The sequence below is a fragment of the Polaromonas sp. genome (genome assembly GCF_029945685.1).
Taxonomy (GTDB): domain Bacteria; phylum Pseudomonadota; class Gammaproteobacteria; order Burkholderiales; family Burkholderiaceae_C; genus Polaromonas.
In genome coordinates this window covers 54,311-75,526 of sequence record NZ_JAQSDA010000024.1, presented here as the reverse complement: position 1 = coordinate 75,526, position 21,216 = coordinate 54,311, and the positions used below count along the sequence as shown (strand labels likewise).

Below are 21,216 nucleotides of genomic sequence, written 5' to 3'. Positions count from 1 at the left end.
CGCAGACCTGGCTGCGCAGCCTCCTAGGCGCGTGGGCGCGCCGCGAGGAAGGCCCCTGTGGCGGCTGCTGCCGTCAAGGCGGTGCCCCAGAGCATGTCCACCAGCGTCAGTTCCAGCGGCCAGCCCTTCAGGGTGGCCAGGTTGCTCAGGTCATAGGTGCCATAGGCCATCAGACCCAGCAAGGCGCCCAGAGTGGCTGCATGGGTGCAGCTGGAGCGCTCCAGGGCGGGCAGCACGGCGAACACCACCACCCCGACCGGGTAGAGCAGGTAAAAAGCAGCGGCCGCCAGCAGCAAAGGCTGTGCGCGCATCAGCGGGCCTATCCACGTCTGGTACTGCCGAGGCATCAGCAGCCCGAGCCAGAGGCCGTCGGCCACCAGCAGAAAGAGCAGGGCGGCGAGGTAGGCGGTCAGTGTTTTTTTCATGGTGGCGGCCATTCTGCGCGGATTTGTCCCTGCCGGTGCGGCGAGGTTTGCTTGCCCGACGACAATATGTTTTTTTCGTCCCCCTCTTTTCAGGAAGACCTTCATGGCCAGTAGCCTGTTTGCGCTGATCGACGACATCGCCACCGTGCTCGACGATGTGGCCTTGCTGACCAAGGTGGCCGCCAAGAAAACCGCCGGTGTGCTCGGCGACGACCTGGCGCTGAACGCCCAGCAGGTCTCCGGGGTGAAGGTGGACCGCGAGCTGCCGGTGGTGTGGGCGGTGGCCAAGGGGTCCTTTCTGAACAAGGCCATCCTCGTGCCGGTGGCGCTGACCATCAGCGCGTTTGCGCCCTGGGCGGTCACGCCCCTGCTGATGGTCGGCGGTGCCTTCCTCTGTTACGAGGGCTTCGAGAAGCTGGCGCACAAATTCCTGCACAGCCGGGCCGAAGACGAGGCCCGTGAAAAGAAATTGCTCGAGGCGCTGTCCGATTCCTCGGTGGACCTGGTGGCGGTCGAAAAGGACAAGATCAGGGGCGCGATACGCACCGACTTCATTCTCTCGGCCGAAATCATCGCGATCACGCTGGGCACGGTACAGGCCAGTCCCTTCGTCACCCAGGTCGTGGTTCTCAGCGGGATTGCGATTGTCATGACCGCGGGTGTGTACGGGCTGGTGGCTGGCATCGTCAAGCTCGACGATGCGGGGCTCTACCTGAGCCAGAAACCAGGAAACAGCGGGGCAGCCCGCCTGCGGCGCAGCCTGGGTCGCGGCATCGTGCTGACGGCGCCCTGGCTCATGAAAGCCCTGTCGGTGGCCGGCACGGCCGCGATGTTTCTGGTGGGCGGCGGCATCCTCACGCATGGCGTTCCGGCGCTGCACCATGCCATCGAAGCGCTGGCCGCACGCGCCGGCAGCGTGTTGGGAAGCGTCACCCCCTTGCTGGCTGACGCTCTGGTGGGCATGCTTGCCGGTGCGCTGGTGCTGGGCGCCGTGACGCTGGTCCAGCGTATGCGGAGCCCGAAACCCGGCTGAAGGTTCGCCGGTGGCGGGCCCGCGCAGACTCCAGGCCGCTACGCCTGCCCGCGCCTGCGCTTCCGGGCCCGATTGGCCATAATGACTGGTCTTGCGCGCGGCGCGGCTGTGAGTCAGCGCCGACAGCCATCGTTCCCCGCCGGCAGGTCGCCAGGCGACGCCTTCATTTTCTTAAATCCTCAGGACACTTTCCATGACCCTTTCGATGTACCAGGCTTCGGTTCCGGTTTTCAAACAGATGCTGGGAGGCCTGAGCGGCGTTCTGGCCAAGGCCGAGGCACATGCCACGGCCCGCAACATCACACCTGCTGCCCTGCTGCAGGCGCGGCTCTACCCCGACATGTTTGTCTTGCTGCGCCAGGTGCAAGTGGCCTGCGATTTTGCAAAAAGTGTGTCGGCACGCATCGCCGGCGTGGAAGTGCCGGGCTTTGAGGACAAGGAAGAAAGTTTTGCCGATCTGCAGGCGCGCATTGCCAAAACCCTGGCCTTCATTGACAGCCTCAGCGCAGGGCAGATTGACGGCAGCGAAGCGCGCCAGATTGTGACGCAGGCCGGCACGCCGAAGGAAAAGATCTTCAGCGGCCAGTCTTACCTGCTGAACTACGGCTTGCCGCATTTCTTTTTCCACACAACGACGGCCTATGCCATCCTGCGTCACAGCGGGGTGGAAATCGGCAAGAAGGACTACATCGGCAGCTACTGAGCGCTGGCCCGAGCCGGCGCGCGTTTATTTGTGTGGCGACGGCCGGGCAGGCCTGCCAGAGGGCACCCGCGCCGAGGGACGCGGCCAAGGGGCCGAGGTTTCATCAAGGTGGTTCTGCGATCCTTCAGCAAAGGGCCAGCCCTGGCGCGGGGCCGCCGTGGCATTGTCCATCTGCGGGGTGACAGGAAGACTTTGGGGGATGCTGCGCGCAGTGCGGGGGGCGTCAAGCCGGGCCATGGAGTCTCCTTCAAACAATCACCCAATTTAGACCTGTCGTCCAGCGCTGCATGTAAGACGTGCCCGCGTCCCTTGTAGGACCAGCATGCAAGACGGCAGGGCTGGAGCCCGGCGGCCCCGGCGCGATGGCAACAAACGCCCGGCGTCGGGAGAGAACGGGAAAGGGGAAGGGGAAGGTCAGCTCACACCAGGGCGGGCGGTGCGCGTTGCGTGCGAACGGGCAGGGTGCTCTTGCGCTGGATCAGGTCGTGTCTTGAAAACAGCTCGGCAATCCAGTCCACGAAGACGCGCACCTTGTTGCTCAGGTGCCGATTCGGCGGGTACACCACGTGGATGGGCTTGGGCTCGGTGCACCAGCCGCCGAACAGCGGCTCAAGTGCTCCGCTGCTGATGTGGTGCTGGACCAGAAAGGTCAGGGTCTGCAGGACGCCGAGGCCGGCCAGCGCCGCAGCGACGCCGGCATTGGAGTCATTGACCGCCAGCTGGTGCTGGCCGTCGAGCTCCACCATTTCGCCGTCCTTTTGCAGTGTCACGTTGTAGAGCTTGCCGTCGCGCGGCGAAAAGTACCGGATCAGCTTGTGCGCACGCTCGAGTTCGCGCGGGTGTACCGGCACGCCATGGCGCTTGAGGTAAGCGGGCGAGGCACAGGACATCAGGTAAAACTCCCCGATCCGGCGGGCGACCAGCGACTGGTCGGTGATCTCGCCGCCGCGTATCACGCAGTCCACGTTTTCGGTAATGATGTCGACCGGTCGGTCGCTCACGCCCAGTTCGATCTGGATGTCGGGGTAGCGGGCATAAAAATCCGGCAGCGCGGGGATGATCACCGCCATGCCCAGGGAGGCTGGAATGTCCACCTTGAGCCGGCCGCGCGGACTGGCCTTGGCCCGCGACATGCTCGATTCCAGTTCCTCCATGTCGCCCAGCAGGCGGCCGGCGCGCTCATAGTAGGCCGCGCCGTCGGCCGTCACCGTGACTTTGCGGGTGGTGCGGTTGAGCAGCTTGGTGTCCAGCTCTTTTTCCAGGGTCTGGATCAGTCGCGTCACCGTGGCTTTGGGCATGCCGATGGAATCGGCGGCCTTGGTGAAGGTGCCGGCTTCGACGACGCGCACAAAAGCCTGCATGGCAGAAAACTTGTCCATCCCGAAATCCTCCTGAGCTTGGCTGCGAAGAATAGCTCGAAACATGGGCAGTTTAAGGGCCGATTGTTCCATCTCTGGAACAAAGTAATTACGGTTTGCCCATTTATTGATCAGTCCATAACACCTATCTTCTGCTGCATTGCAACAACAACGGAGCCGCTTGCGGTTCAAGATGATGACAAGCCAGCAGCATTCCAGTCAGGCCAGCACGGAAGCCCCGCCGTCCTGCGTGGAAAAGCAGGTCGACATCGGGCAGCGCGAGCCGCTCGCGGCCCGTTTTTATGGGCGCCGGCAAGGCGCTCATGTTTCACCGCTGGTGCTGCATTTCCATGGCGGGGCCTTTGTCGGCGGGTCGCTCGAAGGGGGCTCATGCATCGGCAGCCTGCTTGCGGCCAGCGGTGCGGTGGTGATGTCGCTGGACTATCCGCTGGCGCCGGCCCATCCTTTTCCGCAGGCTGTCGAGGCCGGTTACGACGCCCTGGTGTGGGCCAGCAAGGCCAGGCACAAGCTGGCGGGGCATGAAGCCCCGATGTTTGTGGCCGGGGAGGAAGCCGGCGGCAATATTGCAGCGGCCGTAGCCCTTCTTGCTCGGGACCGTCAGGGCCCTGCGCTTGCCGGACAGATCCTTCTGTCACCGATGCTGGACCCCTGCCTGGGCACAGCGTCGCTGCGCGATGTCCATGCCGGTCCTGTGGGTTGCACCTGGGCCGACGGCTGGCACAACTACCTGCCTCGCCTGGAAGATGCCAGCCATCCGTATGCAGCGCCGGGTTCGGTTTTTCGCCTGGCGGGTTTGCCGCCCACGCTGCTGATCACCGCCGGGGACGACCCCCTGCGCGATGAGACACACGCCTATGCCGAGCGGCTGCGCGCCGCGGGGCTTTTTGCCCATGAGGCCGTGTTGCCCGGACCGACCGGATGGCCCTGCAGCTATCTGGAGGCAGGCCCCGCGCAGGCCGCCTGGCCGGCGGTCGTGCAAAAGCAGTTTGGCGATTTTTTTGCCAGCATGGCCGCCGCCCAAAGTGTGCAAAGCAGCCTGCTGTCGGTTTCCTGATCCGTATTTTTTCTGTTTTTTCTTGAGAGAGTTTTCCGTGTCATCGCTGTGTTTACGCAATCACCAGTGCCTCCTGCTGGCCGTCGCCTCCCTGTCCGCCTTGGCTTTCGCAGGCGACTGTTCGCGGGCGCAGAAACCATCTCGTCAGAACCTATTTCCCACAGGGAAGATGTGGTTTTTGTCCGCACGTCTTGACCTTGCCATCGTTGGAGGGTTGAAAGTTCACTCCCTTCCATGTTGAGGATGTTTCATGACGGGATTTCCTGTTGATGCCATGAACCGCAGACGCTGCGCTGGCCAGATGGTCAGGGACGGCTGCCTGCAAGACGGCACCAGGTTCGCAGCCCTTCGGGGCGCTTAGCCGTCATCTGTTGATTTTCATTTTTTATGTCCGGGCATCGATATGTCTGCGCTGCCCGGACGCCGTCATCCGGGTTTTTCATATTCACAAGGTTTAAACATGCCATTGATTCAACTTCACAACAACAAGCGCCGTCTCCTGGCGGTCGCGCTGGGCGTTCTGGCCGTGGCCGGCATGTCTGCCGCCTTTTTTGGCGTTTCCGGCTCCGGTGCCCGGGCGGATGTAGTTGCCGCCCCTCCCGCCATGCCTGTCTCCGTGGCCACTGTTGTGCCGAGCGACGTGGCGACCTGGGACGAGTTCTCCGGTCGCCTGGAGGCGGTCGAGCGCGTGGACATCCGCTCACGCGTGGCCGGCACCGTCCATGCGGTGCATTTCCGCGAAGGCGCGCTGGTCAAAAAGGGCGACTTGCTGCTGACCATTGATCCGGCACCCTATGCAGCGGAAGTGGAACGTGCCGGCGCACAGGTCGCGGCCGCACAGGCGCGGCTGGCACAGGCCAAAGGCGAGCAGGAGCGTTCGCAGCGTCTGTGGAACGAGCAAGCTATTTCCAGGCGAGAGTTTGACGAACGAACCAACGAAAAGGGCGAAGCCGATGCCAACCTGCGCGCCGCCCAGGCCGCGTTGCAGACGGCCCAGTTGAGCCTGGGCTACACCCAGGTGCGTGCGCCGGTGGCTGGCCGTGTCGGCAAACTGGAGGTCACCGTCGGCAACCTGGTGGCCGCCGGCCCCGGTGCGCCAGTGTTGACCACGCTGGTCTCCGTGAGCCCGATCTATGCCAGCTTTGACGTCGACGAGCAGGTGATTGCCAAGGCCCTGAAGGATGTCAGCGCGGGTGGCGACCGCAGGCTCGAGCGCATCCCGGTGCAGATGGGCACCGCCGCCAGCACGGACACACCGTTCGAGGGCCGGCTGCAGCTGGTCGACAACCAGGTCGATGCGAAGAGCGGTACGGTGCGCGCCCGCGCGGTGTTCGACAACAAGGACGGCCAGTTGATGCCCGGCCAGTTTGCACGCATTCGCATGGGCCAGGCGACCCAGGCCACAGCCCTGCTGGTCAATGAGCGCGCCGTCGGCACCGACCAGAACAAGAAATTCGTGCTGGTGGTGGGCGAGGGCAACAAGGCCGAGTACCGGGAAGTTACTTTGGGCGCCTCGGTCAACGGCCTGCGGGTCGTCAAGAACGGCCTGGCGCCCAACGAACGCATTGTGGTCAACGGCCTGCAGCGCGTGCGTCCCGGCTCGCTGGTGGCGCCGCAGCCGGTCGAGATGTCGGCCAAGACGGAATTGTTGAACGCCGACAAGCCCGTCAAGGTCGCCGCGAAGTCATGAATGAATGCCGGAGCCGGGAGGCTCTGGCCTGAACAAGAAGAATTGCCATGAATCTTTCAAAATTTTTTATCGATCGGCCCATTTTTGCCGGCGTGTTGTCGCTGCTGATGCTGATCGCGGGTCTGGTCGCGCTCGGGGGCCTGCCGGTCTCCGAGTACCCCGAGGTCGCGCCGCCGTCGGTGGTGGTGCGCGCCCAGTACCCCGGCGCCAACCCCAAGGTGATTGCCGAAACCGTGGCCATGCCGCTGGAGGAATCGATCAACGGCGTCGAGGGCATGCTTTACATGGGCAGCCAGGCCACCACCGATGGTGTGATGACGCTGACGGTGACCTTCAAGCTCGGCACCGATCCCGACAAGGCGCAGCAGATGGTGCAGAACCGCGTTTCGCAGGCCGAGCCGCGCCTGCCCGAAGAAGTGCGCCGGCTCGGCGTCACCACCGTCAAGAGCGCGCCCAACATCACGATGGTGGTGCACCTGGTCTCGCCCAACGACCGCTACGACATCAATTACCTGCGCAACTATGCGGTTCTCAACGTCAAGGACCGGCTGGCGCGCATCCAGGGCGTGGGTCAGGTGCAGATCTTTGGCGGCGGTGACTACTCGATGCGCGTCTGGCTCGATCCGCAAAAGGTGGCGCAGCGCGGCCTCTCGGCCAGCGATGTGGTCGCCGCCATCCGCGGCCAGAACGTGCAGGCGGCCGCCGGTGTGGTCGGTGCCTCGCCGGGCCTGCCGGGCGTGGACATGCAGCTGTCGATCAATGCCCAGGGCCGGCTGCAGAACGAGGAAGAATTCGGCGACATCATCGTCAAGACCGGCAGCGACGGCGCCGTGACCCGGCTGCGCGACATCGCCCGCCTGGAGCTGGGAGCCTCCGACTATTCGCTGCGTTCATTGCTCAACAACAAGCCCGCTGTCGGCATGGGTGTGTTCCAGGCACCCGGTTCCAACTCGCTGGAAATCTCGGATGCGGTGCGTCAGGCCATGGACGAACTGGCGAAGAACATGCCCGAGGGCGTGGAGTACCGCATCGCCTACGACCCCACCCAGTTTGTGCGCGCCTCCATCCGGTCGGTGATCACGACCTTGCTCGAAGCTGTCGCCCTCGTGGTGCTGGTGGTGATCCTGTTCCTGCAGACCTGGCGCGCCTCCATCATTCCTCTGCTGGCGGTGCCGGTGTCGGTGGTCGGCACGTTTGCGGTGCTGCATCTACTGGGCTTTTCCATCAATGCGTTGAGCCTGTTCGGACTGGTGCTGGCCATCGGCATTGTGGTCGATGACGCCATCGTGGTGGTGGAAAACGTGGAGCGCAACATCGAGGCCGGCCTGTCGCCGCGCGAGGCCACTTACCGCGCCATGCGCGAGGTGTCCGGGCCCATCATCGCGATTGCGCTGGTGCTGGTCGCAGTGTTTGTGCCGCTGGCCTTCATCAGCGGCCTGACCGGCCAGTTCTACCGCCAGTTCGCGGTGACGATTGCGATCTCCACCGTGATCTCGGCGATCAACTCGCTGACCCTGTCGCCGGCACTGGCCGCGCTGCTGCTGAAAAGCCACGACGCGCCCAAGGACGCCCTGACGCGCGGCATGGACAGGGTGTTCGGCCGCTTCTTCGCGTGGTTCAACAGAATGTTCAGCCGTGGCGCCAGCGCCTACAGCGGCGGTGTCAAAGGCGCGATCTCGCGCAAGACGCTGATGCTGGTGGTGTACGGCGTGCTGGTGGCGGCCACGGTCGGTGTCTTCAAGCTGGTGCCCGGTGGTTTTGTGCCGGCGCAGGACAAGCAGTACCTGATCGGTTTTGCGCAACTGCCTGACGGCGCGACGCTGGACCGTACCGAAGACGTGATCCAGCGCATGGGTGAGATCATGAAGAAGAACCCGAATGTGGAAGACGCGATTGCCTTCCCGGGCCTGTCGATCAACGGCTTCACCAACAGCTCCAACTCCGGCATCGTGTTTGCCACCCTCAAGCCTTTTGCCGAGCGCAAGAGAGCCGACCAGAGCGGCGGCGCAGTGGCGGGCCAGCTCAACGGCGCGTTTGCCGGGATCCAGGACGCCTTCATCGTGATGTTCCCGCCACCGCCGGTGGAGGGTCTGGGCACGACGGGGGGCTTCAAGCTGCAGCTGGAGGACCGCGCCTCGCTGGGTTACGACGCCATGGACGGCGCGGTGAAGGCCTTCATGGGCAAGGTGGCGCAGGCCCCCGAGATTGCCGGCACTTTCACGAGCTGGCAGGTCAATGTGCCGCAGCTCTATGCCGACATCGACCGCACCAAAGCGCGCCAGCTCAGCGTGCCGGTGACCGACATCTTCGACACCATGCAGATTTACCTGGGCAGCCTCTACGCCAACGACTTCAACAAGTTCGGCCGCACCTACAGCGTACGCGTGCAGGCCGATGCGCCCTACCGCGCACGCGCCGAGGACGTGGGCCTGCTCAAGGTGCGCTCGACCACCGGCGAGATGGTGCCGCTGTCGGCGTTGATGAAGGTGCAGTCCAGCTTCGGCCCTGAACGCGCCATGCGTTACAACGGCTATTTGTCGGCCGACGTCAGCGGTGGCCCGGCGCCGGGTTATTCGTCGGGCCAGGCGCAGGCCGCGATCGAACGCATTGCGGCCGAGACTTTGCCCAAGGGCATAGGCTTTGAGTGGACCGAGCTGACTTACCAGGAAATCCTGGCCGGAAATTCGGCGGTGCTGGTTTTTCCGTTGGCCCTGCTGCTGGTCTTCCTGGTGCTGGCCGCGCAGTACGAAAGCCTGACGCTGCCCATTGCCATCATCCTGATCGTGCCCATGGGCCTGCTGGCGGCGATGACCGGGGTCTGGATCTCGGGGGGCGACAACAACGTCTTCACGCAGATTGGGCTCATGGTGCTGGTCGGCCTGTCGGCGAAAAACGCCATCCTGATCGTCGAGTTTGCGCGCGAGCTCGAGTTTGCCGGCCGCACGCCGGTGCAGGCCGCGATCGAAGCCAGTCGCCTGCGCCTGCGTCCCATTTTGATGACCTCGCTGGCTTTTGTGATGGGCGTGCTGCCGCTGGTGTTGTCCACCGGCGCCGGCGCCGAGATGCGTTCGGCCATGGGCGTGGCGGTGTTCGCCGGGATGATTGGTGTGACGGCTTTCGGCCTGTTCCTCACGCCGGTTTTTTATGTGGCGCTGCGCCGCATGGCCGGCAACCGGCCGCTCAAGCTGCATGGCGAAGTGCCGCACCTGGAAGCCTTCGCCGGGGGTGGCGGCGCGCCGCTGCACGCCCAGCCCGCTGCGGCCCTGAAACACCATGAATAAACCAAAACAGCTTAAGGAGTTCACCATGAACCGCACTTCTTCCCGACTGCGCCATGCGCTTGTGCCTTTGCTCGCCGCCCTCGTGCTGGCTGGTTGCGCCACGCCCGCCGCTGTCGATCCTGCCCGTCTGCCGGCCACGCCGCCGGCCTTCAGGGGGCAGCAGGATGCCTCTCGGGTGCTGGCGGTCACGCCCATCAGCACAGAAGCTCAACCCCAGGGCCGCTGGTGGACGGTGTTTGCCGACCCGGTGCTCGATCAGCTGGTCGAGCAGGCCGGCCGCAACAACAGCAGCGTGCAGGTGGCGGCCGCCCGCCTGGCCCAGGCACGCGCGATCGCGCGCAGCACCGATGCGGACCGTTTGCCGCAGGTCGATCTCGGCGCGGGAGCGGTGCGACAGCAAAGCAGCACCACCGGCAACCGGCCGCAAACCGTGCTCAGCGTGGGCGCCAATTTGTCTTATGAAGTGGACCTGATCGGCCGGGTCTCGCTCGCCAGCGACGCTGCGTCGCTGGACGTCCGGTCGCGCGAGGCGCTGCTGCGCAGCACCCAGCTGCTGGTGCAGGCCAATGTGGCACAGACCTATTTGCAGTTGCGCGCGCTCGACGCCGAACGCTTGCTGGTGCGGGACACCCTGCAGGCCTACCGCAACACCTTGCGCCTGACCGAGGTGCGCTTGCGGGAGGGGGATGTCGCCGAACTCGATGTGGCGCGGGTGCGCACCGAGGTGGCGTCCACCGAGTCGGAAGGACTGGCGCTGGACCGGCGCCGCGCCGAACTCGAACACGCGCTGGCCGTGCTGGTCGGTGACGTGGCTTCCACTTTCGAGGTGAAGCCTGCCGACTGGTCCACCGCGCTGCCGGTGATCCCTGCCGGCGTGCCGAGCACCGTGCTGGTTCGGCGGCCCGATGTGTCGGCGGCCCAAAGCAGCATGCAGGCGGCGCAGGCCAGGGCCGGCGTGGCCAAGGCCGCCTGGTTCCCGAGTTTTGCGCTGACCGCCGCTGGCGGGTATGCGGCGCCCGAGATCGGCGATCTGTTCAGGATGTCCACCCGCGCCTGGGGCGTGGGCGCCTTGCTGTCGCTGCCGATTTTTGACGGTGGCCGGCGCGAAGCGGGCGTGCAGAACGCGAACGCCGGACTCGATATCGCGCTGGCCAATTACCGGGAACAGGTCCTGGTTGCCTTCAGGGATGTGGAAGACCAGCTCTCGGCCCTGCGCCTGCTGGGTGAGCAGTCCGAAGCGCAATCGCGCTCTGTGGCCTCGGCCAGCCGCGCGACGGTGCTGTCGGACTCGCGTTACCGCAACGGGCTGGTCAGCCAGCTCGAGCTCCTCGATGCCCGGCGCAGCGAACTGCGCAATCGGCGCGAGGCCCTGCAGGTGCGCGCCGCGCGGTACGTGGCCACGGTCGGCCTGATACGCGCCCTGGGTGGCGGCTGGGCCTGACCTGGCTGTGGGGTCGACCGGCGCTTGCAAGGTGACTTCCCACAAGCCACTGCCATCAGAAAACGGAGAAATCAATGATCGCATTTCAGGTAGAAGACATGACCAGCGTGCATGGCGTCAACGCCATTACCCGAGCCGTCAAGGCAGCCGACAAGATGGCAAGGATCGAGATTGACCTGGCTTCCCAGCGGGTTGCGATCGGGTCGGCGAAGGCCGATGCGTCCGTACTCGGTCGTGCCATCCGGGAGGCGGGGTACACGCCGGTGGACACCCGGTTCGCCCGGGAGCGCTCAGTCCCGATCGCCGAGTCCGCTTATGGCAGCCTCTGGTGGGGGTAGAAGCTGCGCCCGGGGCGCCGTCGCCGGGCATCTGTTAAAACATCCGGATGCCTGAACGTGTTCTGTCTGCCTGCCCCTGCCTGTCTGTCTCCCGGCCATGACGATTCTGCTCGCCCCCATGGAAGGGCTGCTCGACTTCGTGCTGCGCGACATCCTGACGCGGGCCGGTGGCATCGACCGCTGCGTCTCCGAATTCATCCGCATCACCGACCAGTTGCTGCCCGAGCGCGTCTTCACGCGCATCGTGCCAGAGTTGCACACCGGCGGGCGCACCCTGGCAGGTGTGCCGGTGCGTGCGCAACTGCTGGGATCGGACCCGGTGTGCCTGGCTGAAAACGCCGCCCGGCTTGCCACGCTGGGGCCGGCCGGCATTGACCTCAACTTCGGTTGCCCGGCCAAGGTGGTCAACCGCCATGGCGGTGGTGCCGCGCTGCTGGAGGAGCCGGACACGATTGCGGCCATCGTCGCGGCCGTGCGGCGCGCCGTGCCGGCGCACCTGCCGGTGTCGGCCAAGATGCGCCTCGGATTTAACGATGACAGCAAGGCGATTGACTGCGCGCAGGCGATTGCCGGCGGCGGTGCCGACGAACTGGTGGTGCATGCGCGCACCAAGGCGCAGGCTTACCGGCCGCCTGCCTACTGGGAACGTATTGCCGACATCCGCGCGGCCGTCAGTATTCCGGTGGTGGCCAACGGCGAAATCTGGACGGTGGCCGACGCGCACCTGTGCCGGCAGGCCTCCGGCTGCGAGATGCTGATGCTGGGCCGTGGCGCGGTGGCAGACCCGGGTCTGGCGCTGGCCATCCGTGGCGGCGGGGTTCAGGCGGGGCTGGCCTGGAAAACGCTGCTGCCCTTGATCGCCCAGTTCTGGGAACTGGTCTGCAGCCGGCTCGATGCACATGCCCGGGCCGGTCGCCTCAAGCAGTGGCTCAATTTTCTGCGCCGCCGTTACCCCGAGGCCGAGCTGGCGTTCCAGACGCTGCGCACCGTCAACCAGCCGGCGGCCATCTCCCGCTGGCTGGCTGTGGCCCTAGCCGAACAGGGCCTCGAAGCCGGCATCGGGTTCGAAGCGCCGGTTGCGGTAGCTCAGGCGCGTAGGGCCGGGCAGGGCCTGCTCGCGCACTGAGTGGCGCGTATCGCCGGGGTAACAGATCACCCGGCTGCCTTCTTGGTCGAAAGGCTCGGGCTGGATCACGGGGGGCCGGCGCGCGCGCGCCTCGGCCAGAACACTGTCAACGCCCGCGTGGCGCGACAGGTGTGCCAGGCTCATGATCTGCGGCGGCGCCAGCTCGATCTGGCGGTCCCAGTACTGCTGCAGCGCATGGCGCGGGCTCAGCCAGATGCTCTCGGTGGTCTCGAAATTGTCATGGCTGGCCACCTGGCCGCCGGGCACTGCCGCCACAAAAAAGCGCGTGTCGAAACGCTTGTTGGTCACCGAGGGGGTGAGGGGGGTGATCCAGCGTGACCAGGGCACCACGTTGAGTGTCTGCAGGCGCAAGGTCATGCGGGCCAGCACGGCATTGAAGCCGTGGCCTTCGCGTAGCAGCGCAGCCGCCTGGTCGGCCAAGCCGGGCAGGGCTTGTCCCGGATGGCCCTGCGCGAACAGCACGCCCGACTCTTCAAACGCCTCGCGCAGCGCCGCCACGTAAACGGCGCCGGCCGTGCGCAGGTCGATGCCGGGCTCGTTCAGCCCGGCATGCAGAACCTCCAGCGGCTGGTCCAGGTGGGCGGCCATGTCCAGTTGGGCATCGGCAGCATCGATCTTGCCGCCGGGAAACACATAGGCGCCGCCCAGTACGTCGGACAGGCCGTGGCGCTTCATGAGGAACACCTGCAGGCCCGCTGGCGCATCACGCAGCAGTACCACGGTGGCTGCCGGACGCGGTGGGGTGATGACGGTTTCGAGGTTGAGTTCCATGGTGGCTTTCAGGGGGGCGGCGGGGCGCTCCATTACAGTACAGCCTAGGCTATCAGACTTGCCTCGGACCAGGCATCACCAACACGACAAGGACAAACAAATGGGGATTGATTTCAAGGGCCGGGTGGCCATCGTCACAGGCGCAGGCGGCGGGCTGGGCCGGCAACATGCGCTGGCCCTGGCCAGGCGCGGCGCAAAGGTGCTGGTCAACGACCTGGGCGGCGCGCGTGACGGCTCGGGCGGATCGGTCAGCGCCGCCGACGCGGTGGTGGCCGAGATCCGGGCGGCCGGCGGCGAAGCTATCGCCAACGGCGCGTCGGTGACCGACTTTGCGGGGGTAGCGGCCATGGTGCAGCAGGCCATGGATGCCTGGGGCCGGGTGGACATCCTTGTCAACAACGCCGGCATCCTGCGTGACAAGAGTTTTGCCAAGATGGACCTGGCCGACTTCGCGCTGGTCATGAATGTGCACCTGATGGGCGCCGTGCATTGCACCAAAGCCGTGTGGGACATCATGGCAACGCAGAAATACGGCCGCATCGTGATGACCACATCGTCGTCGGGCCTGTACGGCAACTTCGGCCAGTCCAACTACGGCGCGGCCAAGATGGCACTGGTCGGGCTGATGCAGACGCTGGCCCTCGAGGGCGCGAAAAACGACATTCGCGTCAACTGCCTGGCACCGACGGCTGCGACGCGCATGACCGAAGGGCTGATGCCCGAAGAGGTGCTGCAGGCGCTGCGGCCCGAAGCGGTGGTGCCGGCCATGCTGGTGCTGGCGTCGCAGGAGGCGCCGACACGCACCATCGTCTGCGCGGGAGCCGGCACCTTCGAGGCGGCCCACATCACACTGACACAGGGCGTGTATCTGGGAACGGGTGAGCACGTGCCAGAGGCGCTGGCCGCGCGGCTGGCTGAGGTGACGGAGCGTGCGGGTGAGATGGTGCCGCAAAGCGGCGCTGCGCAAGGCAGCAACGAGGTCGGCAAGGCCATGGCCGGCAGACTGTCCACCTGAACACAGGACAAAGATGCAGCCGGGCCCGCTGGGCAATGTTCAGACGTTTCACCGAAAGGCGGAAGTCCGATACCTGCCTTTGTAGCGCGGCACCCGGCTGGCACGTCGTCAGTATTTGAGCTTGGTGCAGACGCGAATGCAGGCCAGTGCTGACAATGCGTGTCAGTCGTGTCCTTCGCATGACCTGCGTGCTGCCCTGACAGAGGGGGGCGTGCGGGGCAGCACGCGTTGCGCCGACGCCGGCCTGCCGGGCTGTCCTACAGACACACGCGACGGCTGCTCACCATGGCATCCGGCGAGGCAAATTAAGCTGACCCGCAGTCGGCCAACCGGTCGGCGTCCACCCAGATCCCTCACCGGATTGTTGTCTCAAGAAACTCCCCATGAATTTCAATCGCACTCTCACCTCCGCCGTTACGGCTCTCGCACTGGTCGCCACTGGCGGTCTGGCTTATGCACAGACATCGGCACCGTCGGGCACCATGCCTGGCGCTCCCGGCGAGACCAACAAGCAAGGTGCCGCCCAAATGAAAATCCCGACCACTCCTGCTGCGCAGGCTCAGCCGATGGTCCAGGCTCAGCCTGCAGCCAGCACCGGTTCGACCATGGGCACCACCACCACCATGCAAGCCGACACCAGCACGCCTGTCAAACGCACCACCGTGGCTCGCAAGCCGCGCGCTGACCGCAACTAAATCGACTTTGTCGTGCGGGTTCCTGCGCAGATCCGGGTGGGCTCCACCCGGATTTGCGGAACCACCCACAGACAATCCCTTTTTGATCTGCTATCTTTCCGGCATGAACCACACGCTCTCTGTCCGAGCCGACACCGTCCTCGGCGGCGTGGGCCTTTTCTTCGCGCTCGCGAGCTTGTGTCTGCCTGGCCAGCTGACGGCAAAGGACAGGCCGAACGTTTCTTTGCCGGCCGTGACCGAGCCGGTGCAAGCGGCCGATCTGGCGTCTGAACAGGCCGCACCGGTGGTGCGCCAGATGGCGGACTGGGTGATGGCGTCTGGTAACCACGCAGGCATGCCTTTTGTGATTCTTGACAAGCAACACGCCAAACTGTTCGTCTTTCATCCCAACGGAAAACTCCGGGGCGCCAGTGCGGCTCTGTTGGGATCCGCCAGGGGTGACGATTCCGTGCCGGGAATCGGCGAGCGTCCGATGTCAGCCATCCGACCGCAAGAGCGCACCACGCCAGCCGGACGTTTTGAATCCAGTCCCGGGGTGAACATGTCAGGCGAGGACATCGTCTGGGTGGACTACGAGGCTGCCGTGTCCATGCACCGCGTGCGTGCAAACAACAAGAAGGAACGCCGACTGGAGCGGCTCGCGTCAGCGACGCCGGACGACAACCGCATTTCTTTCGGCTGCATCAATTTGCCGGCCATTTTTTACGACACGGTGCTTAAACCGGCTCTGGGCGCCAGCCCCGGGGTGGTGTACGTCCTGCCTGAAACGCGGTCCCTGCAGTCCGTGTTCGGCGCCAAGGCCCCTGCGTCGCGGCCCCTGTAAACCAGCGTGTTGCGCAGCGCCGGCGGTGACGCCTGGCATGCTGCCGTGGCGCTGGTCGATGGGCGCGTCAATCCACACTGCTTGCTCTCCCCTGAGAAAAGCGCTGTTCCCGTCTCCCGGATCGCTTCGGGCGAAGCCGCTTCGAAGGTCTGAGGCCCGGGTGGGCTAAGGCCTAGTTCCGGGGCACCCGGTAAGGGCGGGACCTCGGGTCCTGCATCATCGCCTCTCCCGGGCCCGCGGCATAAGCCACCCTGCCTCCCGCCGAATCCCGGATATTGCTGCGCGTCAGGTTGACCGGCGGGCAAGAAGTGTCGGTGATGGAAAACACCATGTGGCCATCGGAAAAGACCGCGGGCAGGGTCTCGTGCAACTGGTAACGCATGTCCACCGGGGCCTGCGCGGCATGGTAGATCACCTGGTTGGCGCGGTTGTAGACGGTGTAGCAGGCCAGCGCCTGGCCGCCGGACAGGGCAGGCAGCAGGGCGGCGAGGACATATTTCAGGGCGGTGTTCATGCGCGGGCCTTTCAAAAGGCCTATCTTGGGCCCGCCGGCCGGCCCTTGGCGCAGGCGGGTGGCCGGTTGTGGTGTCAGCCGATGCGCTGGTGAGACAGGGTCTGCATGTTGGATGCTATGAAATGTATAGCTTGTTGCGCATTGGCAGTAAGGGCTGGAGTCCTTTTTGATACAAAATCCCGCACGGACCGGCCGACCGGGGCTCAGGCGGCCTGCACCGCCGCGTGGCGATCACGCACGCGGTAGAGCAGGAACAGCACAATGCCGAAGTTCAGCAGGTTCCAGGCGATGCCGTTGATGAAGGCCGCGTGGTAGGAGCCGGTCAGGTCAAACACCTTGCCCGACATCCAGCCGCCCAGCGCCATGCCGACCATGGTGGCCATGATCACCGTGCCGACCCGCGCGCCGGCCTCGGCTGGCAGAAAGTACTCGCGCACGATGATGGCGTACGACGGCACGATGCCGCCCTGGAACAGGCCGAACAGCGCCGCGATCAGGTACAGCGACACCAGCCCGTCGAAGGGCAGGAACAGCAGCAGCGCGAGGCCCTGCAGGGCCGAGCCCAGCAACAGCGTGCGCAGGCCGCCAATGCGGTCGCAGACCAGGCCTGACACCAGACGGCTGACCACGCCGCAGGCCAGCATCAGCGAGAGCATTTCGGCACCGCGCGCCGCGCCGTAACCCAGATCGGTGCAATAGGAAACAATGTGCACCTGCGGCATCGCCATAGCCACACAGCAGGCCACACCGGCCACACACAGCAGGGTTTGCGCCTTGCCGGGCGACAGGCCGAAGGGCAGGCCGCTGGGGGTGGCTGAAAGGTTCTGGCGCGTCGCCGCTGCGACGGCCACCGGCGGACGCCTGCGCATCAGCAGGGCCAGCGCCGTCATGGTGACGAAGGAGAAAAGGCCCAGGGCGAGGTAAGTGTGGCGCCAGCCCTCGGTGGCCACAAAGTGCTGCACGACGGGCGGCCAGATGGCGCCGCCGATGTAGTTGCCGCTGGCGCACACGGCAACGGCAATGCCGCGGCGGCGCACAAACCACAAGGAGGTATCGGCCAGCAGCGGCGCAAAAGTCGCGGAACTGCCGAACAGGCCGATCAGGAAGCCATGGGCCAGCGTGAAAGTCCAGATGCTGCCGGCCATGGCCGCGGCGGCATAGCCCAGGCCCAGGCTGACGGCCCCCACCAGCAACGGGACCATCACGCCAAAGCGGTCGGCGAGGCGGCCCATCAGCATGCCGCCAACGCCGAAGCCGATCATCAGCAAGGTGTAGGGCAGCGAAGCGTCGGCGCGCGCCACGCCAAATTCGGCCTGAACCGCCGGCAGCACAACCGCCACCACATACATGCCGCTGGCGCCGATGGTCATCAGGGCCAGCGTGACCATCAGCCGAAGCACGGCGTAACGCGAGTCGGCCAGTGCGGAGGGAAGGTGTGAAGCGGGTGCGGCGGGCGTGGGGCGCATCAGGGCTACTGGTGGCAAGGGGCCTCAGGCCGGGCCCTGTTTCCGGGGTGACGGGGCAAGCTGGGCGGCGCGACCGGGAACAAGTGTCAAGGCAGCCCGGAGGGCTGAGTCGGCTGGAAGTCGGCGTGGACACCCGATGCCGCCTCCTGCTCGATGCTGGCATCGCGGGCGGCAAACATGTTTTGCAGGTCCTTCAGGTCGCGCATGACGTCATCTTCGACGTCTGCGGCTGCCACCGCCACGACGGCAGCGGGCGCGGCAGCGGCAGCAGGCACGGCAGCAGGCACGGCAGCAGGCACGGGCGCAGGGGCCGCGGCAGGCACTTCAACGGCTGTGCCAGCACGGACCGGCGCACCCCAGATGGCCGGGTCGGGCATGTTGGGGTAGGGGCAGCTGTCCCCGACCTTGAACTCCCAGGAAATACCGTGCAGCCAGGTGGAAGACTGCGGCTCGAACTGGGTGATCGCGGCGAGCAATTCATTCTGGAAAGCGAAGGCATAGGTCATCAGGCGGGCGTCCCACCGGCGCAGCACCAGCCGAACGTACATGCCCGGGCCGCGGCTGCGGCTGTTGACCACCAGCATCTGGCATTCCACCCAGTCGGTTGCAATGCCGTGCCTGCGCAGGCAGTCGCGCAGCAGCATCTGCACAAGCTGGCGGCGGGTTCCGTTGTCGGAGTTGTCCTCGATGGTGTGCTGGCTGTCCCGGTTGGCTGCCACCGACGGGCGGGAAGCCGGTTTCAGTCCGGAATCTGCAGGGCCGCCGGCCTTGGCCCTCAGCCCCAGCAATCGCTCAAACACTTGTCTCATGTGGTCAACCCTTCACCGCCGGTCCTGGCCAGAGCGCTCTGGCCGTTCGTTGCCGGCTTGTCGATGGATGGTCGTTGAACTGGGAGGGCAAGTCAAGCCTGCGGCCTGGGCGGGCAGGGCAGAGGATGCCTTTATGGGTGGGGACATCGGGCGCAGGCCGGTCAGCCTGCCATGGTTGCCGTTTCGGACGCACCCACCGTCCGCCTGAAGCGGCCACGTCCTACCTGAGGATCAGCCTCGGGTGCCGCTGCCATCGTCCGGCGGGTGCTAAAACAGGAAAGAACGACCCTATCGCCATTTCAGCACGGATTTTCCGAAGGATTTTCATGGACAGCAGCAGCAGCGCCGCCTGGTACGCCCAGTTGAGCAAGCCCTTTTTTGCGCCACCGGCGTCGGTGTTCGGCCCGGTGTGGACGGCTCTTTACGTCATCATCGCCATCAGCTTCGGTTTTGTCCTGCTGCAATACCTCAAGCGCCGCCTGCCGTTTCGCGTGCTGCTGCCTTTCATCCTGAACCTGCTGTTCAACCTGGCCTACACGCCCATCCAGTTCGGCCTTAAAAACAATGCGCTGGCCAGCTTCGACATCCTGCTGGTGCTGGCCACCCTGGTGTGGGCCATGGCAGCCATCCGGCTGCGGGCGCGCTGGGTCGTCTGGGTCAACATCCCTTACCTGCTGTGGGTTCTGTTTGCGACGGTGCTGCAGCTCGGCATCACCTGGCTGAACCGGGGCGCCTGATGAGGATGCGCCGGCCTCACATGCTGGGCGCGCTGGGTGTGCTGGCGGCGCTGGCCGTGCTGGCCACCACCGGCTGCGCCGCCTGGCGCATCGGGCAGTCGGTGGTCCTGGCGCGGCAAAGCGAGCCTTTTGAAGCCTCGCCAGCCCCGGCCACGGCCAGCCTGCTGGTGGTGGGCGACAGCACGGCCGTGGGAACGGGCGCTTCGTCGCCGGCCACCAGCATCGCCGGCCTGATCGCGCGCGACCATCCGCAACTGACCATCGTCAACCGTGCGCGCGACGGCGCGCGGTTTGCCGACATCGCCGCCCAACTGGAAGGCCAGCAACGCTTCGACGCCATCCTCGTCCTCGGCGGCGGCAACGATGTGATCCGGTTCACCGGCGATGCGCAGCTGGAGCAGAACATCGCCCGTGCCGCAGAACTGGCGCGCGTGCGCGCCCGGCTGGTGGTGTTCATGCCTTCAGGCAATGTCGGTAGCGCGCCGTTTTTCTTTGCGCCCTGGTCCTGGCTCATGACGCGCCGCTCGGAGACGCTGCACCGCTTTGTGCGGCAGGCGGCCACGGACAACGGCGCTGTGTATGTGAACCTGTTCAAGGACAAGGCCGATGATCCGTTTGCGCAGCGCCCCGACGAGCTCAACGCCAGGGACGGCCTGCACCCCAGCGACGCAGGCTACCGCCTCTGGTACGACGAGCTCAACACCCAGGCCGGTCTGTCAGCGCGGCTGGCCGCGCTCAGGCGCTGACAGCGCAGGCTCACAGACCCAGCAGTTTTTTGGCGTCGCCCAGGGCTTTCATCGATTCGTCGTGTTTGCCTGCCTTGTGGAAGGTTTCTCCTTCGGCACGCAGGGCCTTGACCTTGCCCATGTCGGCGGCCGACAGTTTGGGGTTGCTGGCGAGTCTGGCGTCTATCGCCTTCATTTCATTGGGGCAGTTGTGGGCCAGGGCCAGTGACGATGCGGCCAGGGCCGCAGCAGCAATGATGAGTTTCATGCGAATCTCCCATGTCCAATGCGAGTCAGAAAATGCTGACAGGAAATCCTAGCCAAACACCGGCCCGGCCACAAGCGCACTTGCCCGCGGAGGTCCTAGAATCGGTCCTTTGCCCCTGCCGCATGAACGTCCCTGCAGCAGCTACCTTCTGCGCCTTCGCCACCAACAGGTTCACCCATGTCTCTTGAAGTTACCGAAGCCCAGACGGGCGAGCAACCCGTTGCCACCATCCTGATCATGCATGGCCTGGGCGCCGATGGCCGCGATTTTGTGCCCGTGGCCGAGCAGCTCGATCTTTCCAGCGTGGGACCGGTGCGTTTTCTGTTTCCCCACGCGCCGGTGATTCCCGTCACCATCAACGGCGGCTACCAGATGCCGGCCTGGTACGACATCCTGGGTGCCAACCTGACAGCGGGCCAGGACGAAAGCGGCATGCGCCAGACCCAGGCCGCCATCAACACGCTGATAGAGCGCGAAACCTCGCGCGGCATTCCTGCCGGCCGCATCGTGGTGGCCGGGTTTTCCCAGGGTTGCGCGATGGCGTTGATGACCGGCCTGCGTTATCCCGAACGCCTGGCCGGCATCGTGGGCCTGTCTGGCTACCTGCCGCTGGCGCATACCGTGGCGGCAGAGCGCAGTGGGGCCAATGAAGGCCTGCCGATTTTCCTGGCGCACGGCAAGCGCGACGGCGTGGTGCCGCTGGCTGCGGCCACCGGGACGCGCGACGCACTGGCGGCGCTGGGTTACCCGGTGGACTGGCACGAATACGACATGGAACACTCGGTCTGCATGGAAGAGATTGCCGACATGAACCGCTGGCTGCTGCGCGTACTGTCTGGTGCTAGCTTCTCGAGCGAAATCCGGCAGCCGTAAGGGCTTTCCCGCCATGCTGCCGCGCCGGG

21 protein-coding genes are annotated in these 21,216 nt (G+C 65.5%); 14 read left to right on the top strand and 7 right to left on the bottom strand.

Features of this window, described 5'->3' with window-relative positions; translation table 11 throughout:
* Window positions 1–23: 23 nt before the first annotated feature.
* The gene (locus PSV26_RS15700) at window positions 24–425 is read right to left on the bottom strand and encodes a DUF2177 family protein (protein WP_300572032.1); all 402 of its coding nucleotides are present in this window, start codon (window positions 423–425) and stop codon (window positions 24–26) included.
* 103 nt (window positions 426–528) lie between these two features.
* On the opposite strand from PSV26_RS15700, the gene PSV26_RS15695 reads away from it, so the two are divergent.
* Complete coding sequence (locus PSV26_RS15695; RefSeq protein WP_300572030.1) at window positions 529–1,458, top strand: DUF808 domain-containing protein; 930 nt, start codon at window positions 529–531, stop codon at window positions 1,456–1,458.
* Between the two features lie 193 nt (window positions 1,459–1,651).
* A complete protein-coding gene (locus tag PSV26_RS15690) occupies window positions 1,652–2,161 on the top strand; it encodes a DUF1993 family protein (RefSeq protein ID WP_300516260.1) in 510 nt (169 codons plus the stop codon).
* 419 nt (window positions 2,162–2,580) lie between these two features.
* On the opposite strand, the gene PSV26_RS15685 is transcribed toward PSV26_RS15690, so the two are convergent.
* On the bottom strand, window positions 2,581–3,540 hold the full coding sequence (locus PSV26_RS15685) for a LysR family transcriptional regulator (RefSeq protein ID WP_300516257.1): 960 nt from the start codon (window positions 3,538–3,540) through the stop codon (window positions 2,581–2,583).
* A gap of 175 nt (window positions 3,541–3,715) precedes the next feature.
* On the opposite strand from PSV26_RS15685, the gene PSV26_RS15680 reads away from it, so the two are divergent.
* From PSV26_RS15680 to PSV26_RS15655, 6 genes are all read left to right on the top strand, one after another.
* The gene (locus PSV26_RS15680; protein WP_300572028.1) at window positions 3,716–4,594 is read left to right on the top strand and encodes an alpha/beta hydrolase; all 879 of its coding nucleotides are present in this window, start codon (window positions 3,716–3,718) and stop codon (window positions 4,592–4,594) included.
* Window positions 4,595–5,054: 460 nt separating this feature from the next.
* Window positions 5,055–6,284: an efflux RND transporter periplasmic adaptor subunit gene (locus PSV26_RS15675; protein WP_300572026.1), complete on the top strand. Its 1,230-nt coding sequence runs from the start codon at window positions 5,055–5,057 to the stop codon at window positions 6,282–6,284.
* A gap of 47 nt (window positions 6,285–6,331) precedes the next feature.
* Complete coding sequence (locus PSV26_RS15670; protein ID WP_300516250.1) at window positions 6,332–9,565, top strand: efflux RND transporter permease subunit; 3,234 nt, start codon at window positions 6,332–6,334, stop codon at window positions 9,563–9,565.
* A gap of 25 nt (window positions 9,566–9,590) precedes the next feature.
* Window positions 9,591–11,006, top strand: a complete 1,416-nt coding sequence (locus tag PSV26_RS15665) for an efflux transporter outer membrane subunit (RefSeq protein WP_300572024.1) — start codon at window positions 9,591–9,593, stop codon at window positions 11,004–11,006.
* Window positions 11,007–11,080: 74 nt separating this feature from the next.
* A complete protein-coding gene (locus tag PSV26_RS15660; protein WP_300516246.1) occupies window positions 11,081–11,344 on the top strand; it encodes a heavy-metal-associated domain-containing protein in 264 nt (87 codons plus the stop codon).
* 97 nt (window positions 11,345–11,441) lie between these two features.
* Entirely contained in the window at window positions 11,442–12,470 is a 1,029-nt protein-coding gene (locus PSV26_RS15655) for a tRNA-dihydrouridine synthase (RefSeq protein WP_300516243.1), read from the top strand.
* Here PSV26_RS15655 and PSV26_RS15650 read toward each other — a convergent pair.
* On the bottom strand, window positions 12,375–13,295 hold the full coding sequence (locus PSV26_RS15650; protein ID WP_366946014.1) for an NUDIX hydrolase: 921 nt from the start codon (window positions 13,293–13,295) through the stop codon (window positions 12,375–12,377). The two genes, PSV26_RS15655 and PSV26_RS15650, sit on opposite strands and share 96 nt — an antisense overlap.
* A gap of 67 nt (window positions 13,296–13,362) precedes the next feature.
* On the opposite strand from PSV26_RS15650, the gene PSV26_RS15645 reads away from it, so the two are divergent.
* The 3 genes from PSV26_RS15645 to PSV26_RS15635 all read left to right on the top strand — a co-directional run bounded on the left by PSV26_RS15645 (window position 13,363) and on the right by PSV26_RS15635 (window position 15,795).
* Complete coding sequence (locus tag PSV26_RS15645; protein WP_300572023.1) at window positions 13,363–14,277, top strand: SDR family NAD(P)-dependent oxidoreductase; 915 nt, start codon at window positions 13,363–13,365, stop codon at window positions 14,275–14,277.
* Window positions 14,278–14,660: 383 nt separating this feature from the next.
* On the top strand, window positions 14,661–14,972 hold the full coding sequence (locus PSV26_RS15640) for a hypothetical protein (RefSeq protein ID WP_300572022.1): 312 nt from the start codon (window positions 14,661–14,663) through the stop codon (window positions 14,970–14,972).
* A gap of 103 nt (window positions 14,973–15,075) precedes the next feature.
* Entirely contained in the window at window positions 15,076–15,795 is a 720-nt protein-coding gene (locus PSV26_RS15635; protein WP_300572020.1) for a hypothetical protein, read from the top strand.
* 172 nt (window positions 15,796–15,967) lie between these two features.
* Here the strand turns inward: PSV26_RS15635 and PSV26_RS15630 are convergent, their stop codons facing one another.
* From PSV26_RS15630 to PSV26_RS15620, 3 genes are all read right to left on the bottom strand, one after another.
* A complete protein-coding gene (locus PSV26_RS15630; protein ID WP_300516233.1) occupies window positions 15,968–16,309 on the bottom strand; it encodes a hypothetical protein in 342 nt (113 codons plus the stop codon).
* A gap of 203 nt (window positions 16,310–16,512) precedes the next feature.
* Window positions 16,513–17,775 (bottom strand): MFS transporter, encoded by a 1,263-nt coding sequence (locus PSV26_RS15625; RefSeq protein WP_300516322.1) that lies wholly within the window; start codon window positions 17,773–17,775, stop codon window positions 16,513–16,515.
* 86 nt (window positions 17,776–17,861) lie between these two features.
* Window positions 17,862–18,584 carry a hypothetical protein gene (locus PSV26_RS15620; RefSeq protein WP_300572018.1) on the bottom strand — a complete coding sequence of 241 codons (723 nt, stop codon included), beginning with the start codon at window positions 18,582–18,584 and terminating at the stop codon, window positions 17,862–17,864.
* Between the two features lie 326 nt (window positions 18,585–18,910).
* Between PSV26_RS15620 and PSV26_RS15615 the strand changes: the two genes are divergently transcribed.
* Both PSV26_RS15615 and PSV26_RS15610 read left to right on the top strand, forming a co-directional pair.
* Window positions 18,911–19,321 carry a TspO/MBR family protein gene (locus PSV26_RS15615; RefSeq protein WP_300572017.1) on the top strand — a complete coding sequence of 137 codons (411 nt, stop codon included), beginning with the start codon at window positions 18,911–18,913 and terminating at the stop codon, window positions 19,319–19,321.
* A 5-nt stretch (window positions 19,322–19,326) separates the two neighbouring features.
* Window positions 19,327–20,067 (top strand): GDSL-type esterase/lipase family protein, encoded by a 741-nt coding sequence (locus tag PSV26_RS15610; RefSeq protein WP_300572015.1) that lies wholly within the window; start codon window positions 19,327–19,329, stop codon window positions 20,065–20,067.
* A 10-nt stretch (window positions 20,068–20,077) separates the two neighbouring features.
* Here PSV26_RS15610 and PSV26_RS15605 read toward each other — a convergent pair whose 3' ends face one another.
* Entirely contained in the window at window positions 20,078–20,314 is a 237-nt protein-coding gene (locus tag PSV26_RS15605) for a hypothetical protein (protein WP_300516221.1), read from the bottom strand.
* A gap of 177 nt (window positions 20,315–20,491) precedes the next feature.
* On the opposite strand from PSV26_RS15605, the gene PSV26_RS15600 reads away from it, so the two are divergent.
* Complete coding sequence (locus PSV26_RS15600; protein WP_300572013.1) at window positions 20,492–21,187, top strand: alpha/beta hydrolase; 696 nt, start codon at window positions 20,492–20,494, stop codon at window positions 21,185–21,187.
* Window positions 21,188–21,216 lie beyond the last annotated feature (29 nt).